General features: G+C 63.6%; 16 protein-coding genes and 1 pseudogene. 8 read left to right on the top strand and 9 right to left on the bottom strand.

Features of this window, described 5'->3' with window-relative positions:
* Nucleotides 1-519 precede the first annotated feature (519 nt).
* From AC5P7I_RS03605 to AC5P7I_RS03585, 5 genes are all read right to left on the bottom strand, one after another.
* Nucleotides 520-867, bottom strand: coding sequence for a hypothetical protein (locus AC5P7I_RS03605; protein ID WP_262087843.1), 348 nt, complete (start codon nucleotides 865-867; stop codon nucleotides 520-522).
* Between the two features lie 228 nt (nucleotides 868-1,095).
* Nucleotides 1,096-1,656, bottom strand: a complete 561-nt coding sequence (locus AC5P7I_RS03600) for a fasciclin domain-containing protein (RefSeq protein ID WP_032958323.1) — start codon at nucleotides 1,654-1,656, stop codon at nucleotides 1,096-1,098.
* A 177-nt stretch (nucleotides 1,657-1,833) separates the two neighbouring features.
* Nucleotides 1,834-2,085, bottom strand: a complete 252-nt coding sequence (locus tag AC5P7I_RS03595) for a hypothetical protein (protein ID WP_014648542.1) — start codon at nucleotides 2,083-2,085, stop codon at nucleotides 1,834-1,836.
* A gap of 91 nt (nucleotides 2,086-2,176) precedes the next feature.
* A complete protein-coding gene (locus tag AC5P7I_RS03590) occupies nucleotides 2,177-2,422 on the bottom strand; it encodes a hypothetical protein (RefSeq protein WP_014648541.1) in 246 nt (81 codons plus the stop codon).
* 669 nt (nucleotides 2,423-3,091) lie between these two features.
* Complete coding sequence (locus tag AC5P7I_RS03585) at nucleotides 3,092-3,484, bottom strand: DoxX family protein (protein ID WP_032958324.1); 393 nt, start codon at nucleotides 3,482-3,484, stop codon at nucleotides 3,092-3,094.
* Nucleotides 3,485-3,601: 117 nt separating this feature from the next.
* Between AC5P7I_RS03585 and AC5P7I_RS03580 the strand changes: the two genes are divergently transcribed.
* The 3 genes from AC5P7I_RS03580 (at nucleotide 3,602) to AC5P7I_RS03570 (ending at nucleotide 5,266) form a co-directional block, all read left to right on the top strand.
* Nucleotides 3,602-4,021, top strand: coding sequence for an H-NS histone family protein (locus tag AC5P7I_RS03580; protein ID WP_041863852.1), 420 nt, complete (start codon nucleotides 3,602-3,604; stop codon nucleotides 4,019-4,021).
* A gap of 49 nt (nucleotides 4,022-4,070) precedes the next feature.
* Nucleotides 4,071-4,478, top strand: coding sequence for a hypothetical protein (locus AC5P7I_RS03575; protein ID WP_262087844.1), 408 nt, complete (start codon nucleotides 4,071-4,073; stop codon nucleotides 4,476-4,478).
* 164 nt (nucleotides 4,479-4,642) lie between these two features.
* Complete coding sequence (locus tag AC5P7I_RS03570; RefSeq protein WP_227864596.1) at nucleotides 4,643-5,266, top strand: hypothetical protein; 624 nt, start codon at nucleotides 4,643-4,645, stop codon at nucleotides 5,264-5,266.
* Nucleotides 5,267-5,553: 287 nt separating this feature from the next.
* Here AC5P7I_RS03570 and AC5P7I_RS03565 read toward each other — a convergent pair whose 3' ends face one another.
* Nucleotides 5,554-6,195, bottom strand: coding sequence for a glutathione S-transferase family protein (locus AC5P7I_RS03565; RefSeq protein ID WP_262087845.1), 642 nt, complete (start codon nucleotides 6,193-6,195; stop codon nucleotides 5,554-5,556).
* Between the two features lie 86 nt (nucleotides 6,196-6,281).
* A pseudogene (locus AC5P7I_RS03560) lies at nucleotides 6,282-6,551 on the bottom strand (helix-turn-helix domain-containing protein); the annotation flags it as partial.
* 122 nt (nucleotides 6,552-6,673) lie between these two features.
* Here AC5P7I_RS03560 and AC5P7I_RS03555 point away from each other — a divergent pair.
* Nucleotides 6,674-6,910: an EamA family transporter gene (locus AC5P7I_RS03555; protein WP_232017591.1), complete on the top strand. Its 237-nt coding sequence runs from the start codon at nucleotides 6,674-6,676 to the stop codon at nucleotides 6,908-6,910.
* A gap of 453 nt (nucleotides 6,911-7,363) precedes the next feature.
* Nucleotides 7,364-7,816 (top strand): PA2169 family four-helix-bundle protein, encoded by a 453-nt coding sequence (locus tag AC5P7I_RS03550; protein ID WP_014648535.1) that lies wholly within the window; start codon nucleotides 7,364-7,366, stop codon nucleotides 7,814-7,816.
* A gap of 91 nt (nucleotides 7,817-7,907) precedes the next feature.
* Here the strand turns inward: AC5P7I_RS03550 and AC5P7I_RS03545 are convergent, their stop codons facing one another.
* Entirely contained in the window at nucleotides 7,908-8,579 is a 672-nt protein-coding gene (locus AC5P7I_RS03545) for a response regulator transcription factor (protein ID WP_032958333.1), read from the bottom strand.
* Between the two features lie 312 nt (nucleotides 8,580-8,891).
* Complete coding sequence (locus AC5P7I_RS03540) at nucleotides 8,892-8,993, bottom strand: class III lanthipeptide (RefSeq protein WP_014038605.1); 102 nt, start codon at nucleotides 8,991-8,993, stop codon at nucleotides 8,892-8,894.
* Between the two features lie 450 nt (nucleotides 8,994-9,443).
* On the opposite strand from AC5P7I_RS03540, the gene lanKC reads away from it, so the two are divergent.
* From lanKC to AC5P7I_RS03525, 3 genes are read left to right on the top strand one after another with little or no spacing between them, the layout of a single operon-like run.
* Nucleotides 9,444-12,164: a class III lanthionine synthetase LanKC gene (lanKC, locus tag AC5P7I_RS03535; RefSeq protein WP_262087846.1), complete on the top strand. Its 2,721-nt coding sequence runs from the start codon at nucleotides 9,444-9,446 to the stop codon at nucleotides 12,162-12,164.
* Entirely contained in the window at nucleotides 12,161-13,804 is a 1,644-nt protein-coding gene (locus AC5P7I_RS03530; RefSeq protein ID WP_014648531.1) for an ABC transporter transmembrane domain-containing protein, read from the top strand. The genes lanKC and AC5P7I_RS03530 overlap by 4 nt, the downstream gene beginning before the upstream one ends.
* 37 nt (nucleotides 13,805-13,841) lie before the next feature.
* On the top strand, nucleotides 13,842-15,167 hold the full coding sequence (locus AC5P7I_RS03525; RefSeq protein ID WP_049439340.1) for an ABC transporter permease: 1,326 nt from the start codon (nucleotides 13,842-13,844) through the stop codon (nucleotides 15,165-15,167).

Raw genomic sequence — 15,167 nt, 5'->3', positions numbered from 1 at the left:
GGACCTCCGGCCGTGGTGATAACGGATTTCAGGCCTGATCCCCTGCCTCCCGATTCCCGGAATTTCATATTGCGGGTTGACATTCAATGTCAACCAGAAATTCGTTGCAGCTGGCTGCACTTGCTTCTTGCGTGTTCTCAGTCACGCATCACTGGACTTAAAGCGACAAATGCCCTGCTTGGGGTGGCAAGCGCATGAGTGGCAAAATGGCCATTCCGTGCCGCGGTAGCACTTGGCTTCTTTAGCTCGTTCGCCGGGCGGCGGCCGCCGCAGTTGCGATCTCATCGCGAAGGTTGCGCCCTCCCTCCTGATGCGGCCGCGACGCGGTCGTGTTTATCGTTGGCCTTGGTGTATCTGTAGTGGAGCTCCAGCCCGGCGCCCGCGAGCTTCGTACATCCGGTCAGCCCACACCGTGCGATGCTGGATCTGCGGCCTATTGGCCGATCGGTAAGGTGGCTAGTTCGTTGTCTCTGAGCATCCCTTCATTGCGCCCAATGGCGACCGCTCGGCGACCTTCTGTCAGCGGAAATAGGTGGACGATAATGAGCGAAGATGGTCGCGCGGCTTGGAAGAATCAGCGGCTTGGTTTGCAGCGGGAAGGTCTGTGGAGACGCGTGGAAGCCCTCTGGAAGCCTCAAAATTCCTTGGTTCCTGATTCGAATTCTGATGGGGCCAGAAAGAAGGTGGCACTTGGGTTTCGGTCTCGGTGCCTTTCTTGAGTGGTCGGCAGCCCACGATCTGGTGGTGCATCTCCTGGATACCCCGCATGGCATTCGTCGTGATCGCGTCCGCCAGCGCAATCGCGAGAAAGGCGCAACGTTCCCCATTGAGGTACCCGCTGCCTTCTTTGAGCTGGCGAGCGAGCATTGGGAACCGATGGACCCAACCGAATGCGAGATCTACGACGTCAGGCAATCACCTGGAATCCAAGGCCCCCTTCTGACTGACAGGGATACCAAGGCCCCAACGCCGCTGCACGCTCCTGACACATGAGGTAGCGCGTCATCGCCCCGCAACCGCGATGCTGATTCATGGGAGGAGACGGCGGCAGCCGCCATGCGGCTGCCGCGCATGTGGACGTCCTGCTGCTTGCAACTACTTCGGCATCAACACCGTGTCGATCACGTGGATCACGCCATTGGACTGGCCGACGTCGGCAATGCTGATCCCCGCCTTGCCGCCCTTGGCATCGATGACCCACAGCTTGCCGTCATGCAGTGCGACGGTGAGGGATTCACCTTCAACGGTCTTCAGCGTGGCCTTGCCGCCGTGCTTCCTGGCATCGGCCATCAGCTGCGCTGAACTGTAATTGCCTGGCACCACGTGGTAGGTCAGGATCTTGGTCAGTTGTGCCTTGTTTTCAGGTTTCACCAGCGTATCGACCGTACCTGCGGGCAGCTTGCTGAAGGCTGCATTGGTGGGCGCGAAGACGGTGAAGGGGCCGGCGCCATTGAGGGTATCGACCAGGCCCGCTGCCTTGACCGCAGCGACCAGGGTCGTGTGGTCCTTGGAGTTGATGGCGTTCTGGACGATGGTCCTGGTGGGATACATCTCCGCTCCGCCGACCATCACGGTACTGGCGGCGAAGCTCATTGAAGTGGCTGAGACGAGTACGGCGAAGCTGACTGTGGCGGCTATCCGCTGAAGGGCTTTCACGGCGCGTTCCTCTATAGGATGCCCGCAAGGCGCGGGCATCCTACATACGCGCTGGCGCGGCCCTTGGATGCAGGCAGATGCATCAGTGCGCGTTGTCGCTTGAAACGTCGCAGCGTTGTAAAAGCCGAGTGAACGACTGCCCCTGCCGGCGGCTACGCAGTACGAACTGCGCGCCGCTCAGCGGCGCGGATGGCGGATGTCGGAAGCGCAGCCAGAAAGGCGCGCGTTGCTGATGGCCTGGCGGACACCACAGCCACGGCATGACAGCACGGTTCCACCGGCAACGTGTTCCATCTCATGCTCGTCCCACACGCTCGTCGATCCGCAGGCGGTGCAGGTGGCGACGATCTGCAGTGCGCGGGCCAGGTCGCCCTGCTCCCCAGCCTTGTAGGTGAGATCGGTGATCTGAAAAATGCCGGTATGACTCATGGGAATGCCGGGGGGTGCTTGTTGACGAACGATAGGGCCCACCGGGTATCGGTCGTGTCGGTGCTGTGTTGATGGATGGTTGAAGTGCAGGCTATTCGTCGCTGCGTCGATTGAGCTCTTCAAGCCGTGCGCGGCTGACTGACTGGTGATTGCCGCAGGTTGGGCAACTGAGGGCAGCCGCACCGTCGAGATCGACAAGGCCATGGTTGGGAATGGCCCTGAACTGCCAGGAACACTTGATGCAGGAGCAATCGATTCGGGTGACCTGCAGCAGGGTGCCGTCTGCCCGCGTCACTCCCTCGACGCTGATTACGTAGAACTGTCCGATGTCACGCATGAAGATGAACGAAATCCCTGAATCCGTAGGGCGCCATCATGCTGTTTTGTGGGCCATCTGGGACAAAGGTGGCTTGGTCGAATTCTGAAGAGTTAAGAATTCGAGTGACGGTGCGGACTCGCAGCGGGACAGGTAATCCAACGCCGCGCGAGTGAGAGTTGGATACGACGACGTGAGCGCCTTCCGCAAGGTGTTCCAGAGCATTGTCGGCATGTCCCCGTCCGCATGCCGGGATCATTTCCGTATCCGGCGGCGTGCACAGGGGGAAGGCGACGTCGGGGGGCCGTGGTTGACGGGATGGTGTCGATCCATCGCCAGCATGCCGGTGTCACCGCGCGGGGTCGTCGACCACAGGCATGCTGGGCGTGCGGATGTTGATTCCGATCCCGACAGGAGATCGCATGATGCGCAGTGCTTGTGCGTTCTTCGTTCTGGCTGCATCGCAATGCGTTCGGGCATTCGAGTCCGACGCTGGCGAATCACCCAGGTCAAGACGCCGGCGCCGATCATCGATGGCCTGCAGTACAAGCGCGCCTTCAACCTGGCCGGGCCCTCACGGCCGAGGGTTACGGTGCCATCGAGTACCTGCATGCACAGGGCAAGGTGATCCACACGCTGGCGCCAGAGGCCGAACTTCGCCGCTAGCGGGTGCACACTCCGAATCGAGGCTTACCCGCGCCGACCGCGCCCGTCGATGCTGTAGCGCCCAGCCCCGGTGCAGGCCAGCAGCAGGAACCCACCGGCCAGCCCCAGGTTCTTCAGGAACATGATCTGCTGGGTCTGGTCGGCGAAGTTGTGGTGGAAGATGAAAGCGGTGACCAGGCTGAAGCCCACCAGCACGATCGACACCAGCCGGGTCTGGAAGCCAAGCAGGATGCACAGGCCACTGCCGATCTCGAAGGCGACCGTTGGCCACAGCAGGATGCCGGGCACGCCCATGGCTTCCATGTAGGCCTGGGTGCCGCTGAGATCGCCGAGCTTGCCCAGCCCGGAGACCAGGAACAGCGCCATCAGCAGGATGCGCGCAAGCAGGTAGGCAAGCGAATGCGATGAGGTGCTCACAGGGATGTCCTCGGGGATGGCCGACGAAGGCGATCGGAGCCCACCCGCAGTGAAGCCCGTGTCTACGCGGGGGCAAGCCGCCTTGACAGGCGCCGCGCGGCAGTAGACCTTTCCAGCATGACGATCGATATTGAATCGCTCAGCCTGCGGGAGCTGGGCGCCTTGGTGGTTGCCGCTGAACAGCGGAAGCAGCTGATTTCCAACCGCCGTCCTGCCAGCGCGGTGCGGCGTATGCTGAAAGCCGCCGCGGCGGAAGCGGGATATACCCTCGAAGAACTCTTTGGCGATGAAGCCATCGAAGCGGGGGCACCCAGCCGGAAACCGGCACGGCGCAGAACCGGCAAAGTGGCCGCCAAATACCGAGACCCGGAGTACAAGCGGCTGACCTGGTCCGGCCGCGGGCGCATGCCGCGTTGGCTCGCTTCCAGGATCCAGAAGGGCCACAAGGTCACCGACTTCCTGATTCCCGGGTTGGCGCGACCGACGGCGCGCAAGGGCAGCCCGATCGGCAAGCGCACGGTCTTCAAGAAGGATTGAACCTGCCACGCTGCTACCCTGCCGGGGTCTTTGAACGAAGGAGCGCGGGATGGCACACGATGCAGGCAGGACGATCACGCCCACGGTGCTGTATACCGCCGCGGCCGCGGCCGTGCTGGTCAGCCTGCTGGCCTGGGCGGTGGAATGGAGCGGGATGGCCTATGTCTGCCCATATTGCCGCGTGCAACGCACGGTCATCGGCGTGTTGGGCCTGCTGACGCTGTTCGCGCGCCCGGGCGGCATCGTGGTGCCCTGGCTGTCGTACAGCGCGGGCGCCTTCGCGTTCGTGGTGGCGGCGATGCAGCACTTCAACGGTTGGAAGCGCATTTCCGCCGGCGACTTCAGTTTCAACGAACAGTGGTACATCGATCCGTGGCTGCTGTCGGGCTGCGCGATGCTGGTCCTGGTGGCGCAGCTGATGCTGGTGCAGGCCGCCTGCCGGCGCAGGTTGCACTGACAGTGTCGTCGCTGCGGGAGAAGTGCCGGGTATGGCAAGCGCTCTCAATCCTTCAAAGCGGTAGTGACATCGCGTGTGGCGCGCGATGCTCATGAAGTATGCCGTCGCACAGGATCCTCTACATACTGAATCCATCGGGCAACATGGCACGAAAGTTCAGCGTCATGCGTGATCGTGAAGGCGGCATCCGTTGCGACAAAATGGAACCCGGCGCGATGGATTGCGAACCCTTCGTCATCATCGACGAGCTCCCGGTCGAGCAACCGGCGATCAACTATCTTCAGTTCAAGCGCATAGTCGCTCAATCGGTGATCAGCCTGTCTGAGCCCGGCTACCCGACCAATGTGTACGATGACATCCAGAATCCGCAGAGAAGGGATGCGGTCAGCCAGCATCTGGGGCAGCGTTTCGAGACTTACATCTACCTGGCTTCCGGCGCGTACTCGCTTGGCATCGATGTCTGGGCGCCGCAGAAGATCCGCTATGCTGACGGGTCTACCGCTTCCTACAACTACAGCATGATCAACCGTCGCTGGGAGCCCAACGCCCTCCTTTACAAGGACAGGTTCGGTAACTCCATTCCGCTTAGCGTTACACAGTTGAGCGAGGGGCGAGGCGGCGTTACGCATCGCTTCGAATTCCCGAATGGGAATGCCACCGATATGGGAAGCTTCGTCAATGCGCTCAACAACATCGGTGTCCCGGTGACGGGGGCGGGCAATCAGTCTGTCACCTGCACCAGCACGATCAGGCTGACCGAGGTCAAGGTGACCTGCAACCGGAACTGATGAGGAATAGATCGATGCGAGTTTCACCAAGCCTGGGTTCCACGGTCATATTCGGTACTTCCTTTGTGGGAGCACTGCTATGCGGGTTCGTGTTTCCATCCATGTCGGCAGGTTCCCCGGAGCTGACCCCTTGGATGTTCAACGGTCTGCTGGCGTGCGGCGCGGTTGCGCTTTTTAGTGCTCCCTTTGGCTGGCGGGGTTACCTGAACTGGAGATCGCGTCGATTGAAGTAACGCATGGGGCCTGCGTAACTGCTGGCCCCTTGTTATCTGGGAGGAGGCGCAGCGCTAGGCGTCCTGGAAAACCGCCAGCTGCGCAGCAAACGCACGCTGGTAGGCGGGCCGCTGCATGGCCCGGGCCACATAGGCGGCGATCTGTGGGCACTCGTCGAGCAGGCCGCTGCTCTTCAGGCGCAGCAGCACCGAGACCATCATCAGGTCGCCCACGCTGAATTCGCCGTCCAGCCACGTTGTCCTGGCCAACCACGTCGATAGTTGGGCCAGCCGCGTCCGGACCCGCTCATCGAGCATTGGCAGCCGTTGCGCGTACCAGGGTTGCTCGCGCTCAAGCACCCAGGCCATGGAGCGCTCGACGATGGGGGGCTCCACCGTGTTCAGCGCAGCGAACACCCACGTGATCGCGCGCATGCGGGCGTCCGGATCGCGCGGCAGCAGGCCGGGGTGCTGTTCGGCCAGGTGCAGGGCGATGGCGCCGGATTCGAACAGGGTCCGGTCGCCCTCCTGCCACGTGGGAATCTGCCCGAACGGATTCCGTGCCAGGTGCGCGGGCTGCTTCAGCTCGGCGAAGCTGAGCAGTTGTACGTCATAGGCCACGGCCAGTTCCTCCAGCGCCCAGCGCACGCGCATGTCACGGGCCAGGCCCTGGCCGCGGTCGGGGGAGGCGGCGAAGGCGGTGAGGATCGGTGGCATTGGAGCGCTCCTGCAGGCCGATGGGCCTGCCTTTCCTGTTCCGACGAGCGACGGGGCGGGAAATCGACAGCCCTCGATGCGGGCCTTCACCCGGCCCGATGCTGCTCCCGATACTGATCGGGCGTGCACTGCGCGTGCCGCTTGAACATTTCGGCAAACGCGCTGACGCCTGAATAGCCAAGCTCCCCGGCGATGCGGCTGATCGGCTTGCGTGTGCACAGCGCCTCGGTGGCGCGCACGAACTTCACACGCCCACGCCGGCCGCCGAGTGACATGCCCAGTTCACTGCGCGCCATGCGCTCCAGCGTGCGCACGCTCATGTGAGGCCGCTGCGCGATCTCGGCCACGGATTCGGCCGTGCATTTGCCGCCTGCATCGTGCTGATGCAGCGCCGGAAGATTCCGCTGACGGTGCTGGAGTCACTGTTCCTGCAGGCCACGGCGGCGTCGCTGATCCTGCTGCCGCTGCAGCTGCCGGAGTGAACAACCTGACCGCGGTGGGCTGTTTCGGTTTCGCTGCGGTGTGTGCGTCGATCCTTGCACCCCTCAGCTGGATGACCGGTCTTTCGCGGTTGGGCGCGGCGCGCGTTTCGGGATTCTTCAGCCTGGTGCCGATCGTGACCACCGCACTGGCGGTGCTGCTGCTGGGTGAGTCACTCAGCGGATGGGGTGCTGGGTGGCAGCCTGCTGGCGGTGTCGGGTGTGGTACTTGCTGAATATGCCGCCAGGCACGGGTGCGGAAGGCCGATGCGGCCCGATATTCCAGCAAGGTCTGCACGAAACGTGCACCTCACGTCGACGTTGTGCGATGCCGTTGCGCTTCAGTCTGGCAACCCCATTCCCCGCCCGCGCAGGAGCCCATCGATGAATACGCCTGGAAAGCCGAGACCCACCTGGAAGCAATGGCACGTGCTGCTGGTGATCCTGGCAATCGCGCTGCTGGTCACTCTGATCATCGTCACCGCACCGTGGTAACGCGTGCAACGCGCTCAGATTCCGTGAAAGCCGACGATGCTTGAAATGACGAAGTCAGCAGGTGTTCCGCATGGTGATGCGTGCATCAATTCGTGCTCACCTGGTTGGCACACGCGATTGCACACAGTCGGGTCGAAGGCAATGCAGATGCACTGCCATTCTCCACTGACTTTCGAGCACACAGGAGCGACGCCATGAGCACCCAGTCCACCATCGAACATCGCCTCAACGACCTGATCGAAATCGCCCGCGATGGCAAGTCGTTCTATGAAGAAGCGGCCACCAAGGTCAAGGATGCCGAGCTGTCGGCACTGTTCACCCGCATCGCTGGCGTCAAGGGCCGCATCGTGGCAGCGTTGAGCGGCTCAGTGGCCGCCAGCGGTGGCAAGCCGGCCGAACATGGCACCGTGGTCGGTTCGATGCAGCAGTTCTACGGCAAGGTTCGAGCCGCTTTCGGTGACACCAACTATGGCTACGTGGCTGAACTTGAAGAATCCGAGGACCGCCTGCTGGGCGCGTTCAAGGATGTGCTGCAGGACAACGAGCTGCCGCCGGCCGTGCGCCAGGAAGTGACCCAGCTGCTGCCGGAAGTGCAGGAGTGCCACAACGTCATGCGTGCGCGAAAGCACGCAATGAAGGCCGCCTGACCGCAGCGGTCGGCCCAATCAGCGGGACTGGCAGCCGGGGCGGTTTACCGCCCCGGCTGTTGCATTTGCGGCCCGCGCCGATGGCCTTTGATCAGGCCGCGTCGTCGTTCAGCATGTAGCCCAGCCCACGCTTGGACTCGATGCTGACACTGGCCGAGCGTAGGGCACGGCGCAGGCGTGATACGTGCGGATCCAACACGGTGGTACCGCCGTCGGCGCCGGCCAGGTGCACGGCAGCACTCAGCACTTCATGGCGGACGATCCGGCCCTGGCGGGCGCAAAGCGCTTCCAGCAGCAGCAGCTGGCTGCGCGGCAGGCTCAGGGGCGCACCGCCTACCAATGCCATGCGGTTGGAAAAATCGAACGTGAAATTGCCGATTCTCAGAATGTGGCCGGCATCAGCGTCGAGGCGCCGGGTAATCGCGCGCAGCCGCGCGGCCAGTTCGTCGAACTCGAACGGCGTGGGCAGGTAGTCATCGGCACCGGCATCCAGGCAAGCGATGCAGTCGGCAGCGTGGTTGTGGCGCCCCAACAGCAGAATGGGCAGCCAGGTACGCAAGCCGCGCACGATCTGCACCAGCTTCAGTGAATCGCCTTCGGGCAGCCAGCGGTCGAGAATGAGGGCGCGGTACTCCACGGCCTGTACCGCGGCCTTGGCCAGTGACCAGGTTGCCACGAGGTCCACCAGCATGTTGCGGCTCTGCAATACGTTGCGAAGCGCCTGTGCAAGTTCGGCGTCGTCCATGGCCACGAGGATGCGCATGCTGCGTCTTTTCCTGATTGCTGGATCCGGCGGGCGTGCAGGCGCACTGCGTAGCGTCCGTCATGGTGGTGAGGTCGCAGCGGGGCCGAGCAATGGTCACGGCTGCAGCACGTGCTGCAGCTGGCTGATCATCCCCCCCCGGGATGCCTGTCCTGGCATTGGCAGATGCAGGACGCGCAGCGCGGGCAGCGGACGGCTGCCTGCCAAGCGATCTCTACGTCGTATGGAGACCTGCCACGTGGCGGTGCATCACACTGTGGCAGATGTCGAGGTGGTGGGCGCGCACCACCACCTCAGGCAAGCCGGAGAGGCTTAGCCGTTGCAGCAGTTGCTGTCGGAGCTGCTGCAGCTGTTGCCCAGGTTTTCCTGCTGGTTTTCGATCATCAGGCGCTGCAGATTCAGGACGCGATTCATATCAACTCTCCTTAGTCGTACATGGGATCGGGAGGCATGCGTGCCTCCCACGCGTTACGCAATGAAATGATTCACTGCGCGATTGCACCACGCAATCTCAAAGCCCTGTTGCAGTTGCTGAAGAACCCCGGTCTATACGTGGCGGATGGAAAATGGCATTGCCGATTGGAATGAGTCAAGTCAATTGTGGAATGAGAATCGCCTGCGCAATGTAGCGGCAAGGTACGGTGGCAATCATCGATCTGCAGGGACATTCCGGGCGGCTGCATTGCAGCGATAGCCGGCGGATTTCACGCCGTGCTTACGAATGAAGCAGGCAGGGAATCCGCATTCCGCATTTTGCGATGCCTGCAGGCTGGAGCGCCCGCAATGCATCCATCGCGCATGTGCGAGGCGTTCGCGGATGTGTGCACCGGGCAAATGAGCCGTGGAACCGACCAGGGAGAGACGATGTCAGCGCGTCAACGATCACTGCGTGAAGCACGCCACATGGACAAGGCCGCCTATGTGGGGGGCGACGAGCGGTTCTACGAATTGAGCTACAACCAGTACCGGCCCAGCGAAGATTTCCGCAGTATCGTTGAAGCGGAGATCGAGGCGGCCGGCATGGCGTGGACGATCCATCGCATCGGAGTCTGGTCGCACCTGGCGACGCATGGCGACCCGGTCGCCGGCAACCTGCCGCCGCAAGGCTGGAAGATCCACGTTTCAGCCACGCAGGAGAACTGCCAGCGGTTGCTGCGCACCGTCACCCGGATGGCCCTGGCCGAGCGCGTGAAGTTCAAGTTCGCCAATGACATGAACACGATGCGCATGATGAGCTCCAAGCGTTGGCCACGCGGTGGCTCGGGCAAGTTCATCACGCTCTATCCGCTGGACCTTGCGGTCTTCACGCGCTTCATCGAGCAGCTGCACGGGGCGCTGAAGGACGAAGATGGCTCGTACATCCTGTCCGATCGACGCTACAAGGACTGCCGCTGCCTGTATTACCGCTATGGCGGCATGCGCCAGGTGTACCGGCTTGATTTCATCGGCCAGAAGGTGCCGATGCTGGTCGCGCCCGACGGCAGCCATGTTCCCGACCTGCGCAATCCCTATTTCGAGGTGCCTGCCTGGGAAACCGACCCGTTCCCCAGCGAGGATGATCCCGGCGAGATGACGTTGAAGGAGGGCCGCTATCAGGTGCAGGCCGCGCTTGGGTTCTCCAACACGGGCGGGGTCTACCTGGCGTTGGATCAGGTCACCGGGGAGGAAGTGGTCATCAAGGAGGCGCGGCCCCATGTGGAAATGCACGGGGAAGGGCTCGACGCCACCAGCCGCCTGGCACGCGAACGACGCAATCTGGAACTGCTGGGCCCGGTGGGCGCCTCGCCGCGCTGCCTGGATGCATTCACCGATTGGGAAAACAGCTATCTGGTGGAAGAGCGCCTGGATGCATTCGATCTTCGCGAGCTGATGCTCAAGCATTCGCCGCTGATGAAGGCCCGTCCCAGCGCACGCGATGGTAGTGACTACTACGGCATGTGCGTGACCATCTTCACCGGTCTGCTTCGCGCGGTCGACCGCGCACACAAGGTGGGAGTGGTGATCGGTGACATCTCGCCGTCCAACATCATGGTCGACCGCAGCGACATGCGTGTGCGCCTGATCGATCTGGAGGCCGCGTTCCTGGACGGCAGCGATGAGTGGGATGACATCCATACGCCCGGATTCCGCCGGATCATGAAGGGTCGCAAGCGCGCCAGCTGTTTCAGGGATGACCGCTATGCGACCGCGGTGGTGATGTTCTACTGCCTGTTCCCGCTGATGGCCATGGCCTACATCCGTACCGACCTGTTCCAGAAGGTGCTGCCGGTGATGATGGAGGACATCGGCTGGCAGCACACGCCAGTGGCCGAGGTCATCCAGGCGCTGGTGGACGATCGTATCGGCCTGGAAGAGGCCGCACAGCTGCTGCAGCAGCCGGCGACCCTGCAGGCGCCGTTCTCGTCGCCGCAGCGCCCGTTACCGGCGCCGCGCCAGTGTATCCGGCGGCTGCTCGCGTTCATGGATGCACACAGCCGGCTGCAGCCGGAGCGGACGCTGTTCCCACTTGACCCGTTCTCGCACTCCACCAACACGATGAGCCTTGGTCTGGGGGCGACCGGTGTGATCCACGCCTTCCATGGGGTGGGTCATCAGCCGTCGCCGGCGGTGATGGAGCGCTATGCGCAGGAGCTGCAGGCCCTGGATCGCACATCGCTACCGCCGGGGTTCCTCACCGGCCTTGCCGGCATCGCCTGGTCGGCGCTGCTGCGTGGCGAGGTGGAACTGGCCCGCAGCCTGCTCGACAGCGCTGACGGCAGTGACCTGTTGCATGCGCATCACTCGCTCTATCACGGCATGGCGGGTATCGGAATGGCGCACCTGGCCATGCATCACGCGACCGGCCTTCCCGGGCATCTCGACAGGGCGCTGTCGCTGGCGCGGCGGCTTGCAGACACCGTCCACCACGGAGAGCGGGGTGCCTACTGGCAGGACGAAGGTGGCGTCCGCATCGGCATGGGTTACGGCCAGGCCGGCGTGGCGCTGTTCCTGCTGAGGCTGTCGCAGCTCAGTGGTGATCCGGCATGGCGCGTGCTTGGCGAGCAGGCACTGCGACACGATCTCTCCTACGGCTTCGAGCTGGAGACCGGAGTGACCACCTTCCCCAGCTCACCGGAAGAGGTCAACACCTATGAACCCTATCTGGAGCAGGGGACTGCGGGCATCGCCAAGGTCGCGATCCGTTACGGCCTGTGGCAGGACGTGAATCGGCTGGTGGATGACTTCCATCGCAAGTATTCCGGCTTCTGCGGCCTGTTGTATGGCCTGTCGGGCATGCTGGATGTGTTTGTCGACGCCCATCTCTACTCCGGTGACCCTAGGTACCTGCAGATGGCGGAGCGACCGTACCAGGGCATCGTCGATCTGTATCTGTTCGAGGAGGAGGAGGGAATGGCGGCGGTGCCGGGCGAGAATCTGTTCCGCATTTCCTTCGACCACGGTACCGGCATCGCCGGAGTGATCCGCGCCCTGCATCGGTACGACACGCTGGCGCCGGATGAGTTCTTCCTGGATGCACTCGATGTGCATGGCGCGGTGGTACGGGAAGTGGACGGAGTCGGGGTGGGGCAGGCGGCGGTTGCATGAATGCGCGCCCGCACCCGGCCGGACAGCCACTTCAGCGCGAGCAGACCGCGCAGCGGCACAGTGTGCGCGCCATCCTCGCCAGCTTCGCGATCCTGCTCGGCCCCCTCCGCGGGCGCTACCTTGCGGTGGCCGCCACCACCGCGATGTTCGGCGGACTGGGCGGGCTGCTGCATCCGCTGCTGATCCGCGCGATCTTCGACGAGGCCGCCAGCCGGCAGGATTTCAATCGCTTCCTGCTGCTTACCGGTGCATATCTGCTGCTGTGCCTGGTGACCAACCTGGGCAACTACAGCTGCGCGCTGTGGCAGCAGCGCGTGGATAACCGCATCGTGGAGCGGATCGGGACCTCGTTGCTGACCGCCTACTATGGCCGCAGTTATGACGAGGTGGTGCAGAAGGGGGCTGGCTACTATGTGGCGCGGATCCGCTCGGACGTGAAGGATGGCGTGGTGCCGATGCTGTCGGTCGCACGCACCACCCTGACCCAGGCGGTGACATTCGTCGCCTTGATCGCAGCCCTGCTGATCATCTCCTGGCGTGCGTTCCTGGTGCTGATGGCCATCATTCCCATCGCCACCACGGTCAGCGTGCTGGTCGGCCGACGCATCCGCGAGCTGACCGTGGTGGAGCGTGACCGCGAGGCCGAACTGGTTTCTTTGCTGACCCGGGCCGTGTCTGCCTTCAAGATGGTCTGTACGTTCGGCCTGGGCCCCAGGACGGTGCAGGCCCATGACCGCAGCCTGCGCGAGGTGCTGGATTCGACCTACCAGCGCTTCAGGGTGGTGAGGACCCTGCAGGGTGCGAGCGACCTGACGATGGTGATCTCGGATGTCTGCTCGATCTTCGTCGGCGCACTGTTCGTGTTCCGCCAACAGATGACACTGGGTTCGTTCATCGCCTTCATGAACGCCTTCTGGCGCTCAGCCACGACGCTCATCGGCATCTTCAAGAACATTGCCGAGATGCACAGCCACGGTGTGGTGGTGGTGCGGGTGGCGGAGTTCATGACCGCGCCGGCAGCCGCGGCGTCGGCCACGCACATCGAGGGTGGTCTGCTGGCGACGTCGATCGGCTACGGGTACGGCGCCACTCCCGTGTTTTCGGATTTCACCCTGGCCCTTTCACCCGGTGAACGTGCACTGGTGATTGGCGACAATGGCAGCGGCAAGACGACCCTGGCCAACGTCCTGGCCGGGTACTTCCAGCCCGTCGCCGGCCAGCTGCTGCGACCGGCGCGTATCCGCGCCATCACGCTTCCTCTGCAGTTCCCTCCGCTGAAGGTGCGCGACCTCGGCGCCGATCCGGTGCTGCTGGCGCGACTGGGGATGGACGGCGACGGGATCGCCGACAGCCTGCCGGAAACCCTGTCGGCAGGGCAGCAGCAGAAGATCGCCCTGGCGATGGTGCTGGGCGAGGATGCCGACCTCTACATTCTTGATGAGCCGGTCGCCAACCTCGATACGGCCAGCCGCGAGATTGCGATGGACGCGATCTTCGCACGCAGCCATGGCCGCATGCTGGTGATGATCATGCACGGCGCCGAGGCCTACCGCGCCCGATTCGATCACGTACACGAACTTGGCAGGTCCATGTGGCAACCGGCACGGGTCACGCCCGTGCACGTCCGGGGAGAGGCATGACATGAAGTCGATACAGGGTGCAGAAAAGGGTGCGGGCATGCGCAGACTGGTCTACTGCGCGCAGGTGGCGCTGCACAATACACTGCGGAGCAAGGCCATCACCGCCCTGATGGTGCTGGCCATCGCGGTGGGAATTGGAGCCAGCATGACCACCTTGACCGTGGTCTACCTGCTGTCCGGCGATCCCTTGCCCGGGCGCAGCGGTGACCTCTACTACCCCCAGCTGGATGCCAATCCGAACTCGAAGGGCCGCGAGCCGTACGACGTGCTGGACTATCGCTCGGCCTTCGACCTGTGGTCGTCCGGGCGCGCGGACCAGCAGACGCTGGTGGTTGCCAATCCGGTCAAGCTGCGGCCCGATCAGGGCAGCGCGCCACCGGTCATCCGCTCATCGATCTCCACCACCACCGACTTCGCGACGATGTTCGCGGTGCCGCTGGCGCATGGACGCTGGTGGTCGCGCGAGGAGGATGACGCGCGCGCACGTGTGGTGGTGATCTCGTCGGAGCTCAACGAGCAGATGTTCGGTGGGGGCGACAGTGTGGGGCAGACACTGCGGGTCAAGGACACCGCGATGCGCATCGTGGGCGTGCTCGCGCCCTGGCGACCCTCGCCGCTGTTCTACAAGGTGCGGGGCGGCCGCTTCAGCGGCGGCAACACGTCGGGCTTCTTCGCCTCGGCCGATGATCTGTTCATGCCGCTGACCTCCAGCCTGGAGATCAATGACGGCGACTTCGTGCCGTTCACCTGCTGGTCCACGCCGGAGGAGCGCGGCCGGCTGCAGACCGCGCCGTGTGTCTGGGTACACCTATGGGTCAAGCTGGACAGCGCCGCCAAGGTGGCCGCCTATCAGCGGTTCCTGCAGAACTATGCCGCTGAGCAGAAGGCCCTGGGCCGGATCAGCCACGCCGACAACACGCGGCTGCGCTCATTGATGCAGTGGCTCGACTTCAACCAGGTGGTACCCAGCGACGTGAAGCTGCAGGCCATCCTGGCCTTCGCCTTCCTCGGGATCTGCATTGCCAATGTGGTCGGTCTGCTGCTGGCGAAGTTCCTGCGCTACAGCGGCGAGATCGGCTTGCGTCGCGCACTGGGCGCAAGCCGCGCGGCGATCTTCCTGCAGTGCGTGGTCGAGGCCGCGCTGGTGGGGGCACTGGGTGGCACGCTGGGCCTGTTGCTGACCTGGCTCGGCCTGAGCGCGGTGCGCAGCCAGCCGGTGGCCTATGCGGACCTGGCGCGGCTTGATACCACCATGCTGCTGTTCACCCTGGCGCTGTCGGTGCTGGCCAGCCTGCTGGCGAGCCTGATTCCCGCGATCCGTGCCAGTGCGGTCCAGCCCATCGCCCAACTGAAGCTTCTGTAG

Source organism: Stenotrophomonas sp. YJH_SMC_138, from assembly GCF_059369855.1.
The sequence above is the reverse complement of the archived record's forward strand: the minus strand, read 5'-3'. Positions and strand labels throughout refer to the sequence as shown.

Excerpts from the sequence above, each read along its gene's own strand:
- AC5P7I_RS03605 (WP_262087843.1), bottom strand. The coding sequence starts at position 867 with ATGCTCGCTCGCCAGCTCAAAGAAGGCAGCGGGTACCTCAATGGGGAA.
- AC5P7I_RS03595 (WP_014648542.1), bottom strand. The coding sequence starts at position 2,085 with ATGAGTCATACCGGCATTTTTCAGATCACCGATCTCACCTACAAGGCT.
- AC5P7I_RS03590 (WP_014648541.1), bottom strand. The coding sequence starts at position 2,422 with ATGCGTGACATCGGACAGTTCTACGTAATCAGCGTCGAGGGAGTGACG.
- AC5P7I_RS03580 (WP_041863852.1), top strand. The coding sequence starts at position 3,602 with ATGACGATCGATATTGAATCGCTCAGCCTGCGGGAGCTGGGCGCCTTG.
- AC5P7I_RS03575 (WP_262087844.1), top strand. The coding sequence starts at position 4,071 with ATGGCACACGATGCAGGCAGGACGATCACGCCCACGGTGCTGTATACC.
- AC5P7I_RS03570 (WP_227864596.1), top strand. The coding sequence starts at position 4,643 with ATGCGTGATCGTGAAGGCGGCATCCGTTGCGACAAAATGGAACCCGGC.
- AC5P7I_RS03565 (WP_262087845.1), bottom strand. The coding sequence starts at position 6,195 with ATGCCACCGATCCTCACCGCCTTCGCCGCCTCCCCCGACCGCGGCCAG.
- AC5P7I_RS03550 (WP_014648535.1), top strand. The coding sequence starts at position 7,364 with ATGAGCACCCAGTCCACCATCGAACATCGCCTCAACGACCTGATCGAA.
- AC5P7I_RS03545 (WP_032958333.1), bottom strand. The coding sequence starts at position 8,579 with ATGCGCATCCTCGTGGCCATGGACGACGCCGAACTTGCACAGGCGCTT.
- AC5P7I_RS03540 (WP_014038605.1), bottom strand. The coding sequence starts at position 8,993 with ATGAATCGCGTCCTGAATCTGCAGCGCCTGATGATCGAAAACCAGCAG.
- lanKC (WP_262087846.1), top strand. The coding sequence starts at position 9,444 with ATGTCAGCGCGTCAACGATCACTGCGTGAAGCACGCCACATGGACAAG.
- AC5P7I_RS03530 (WP_014648531.1), top strand. The coding sequence starts at position 12,161 with ATGAATGCGCGCCCGCACCCGGCCGGACAGCCACTTCAGCGCGAGCAG.
- AC5P7I_RS03525 (WP_049439340.1), top strand. The coding sequence starts at position 13,842 with ATGCGCAGACTGGTCTACTGCGCGCAGGTGGCGCTGCACAATACACTG.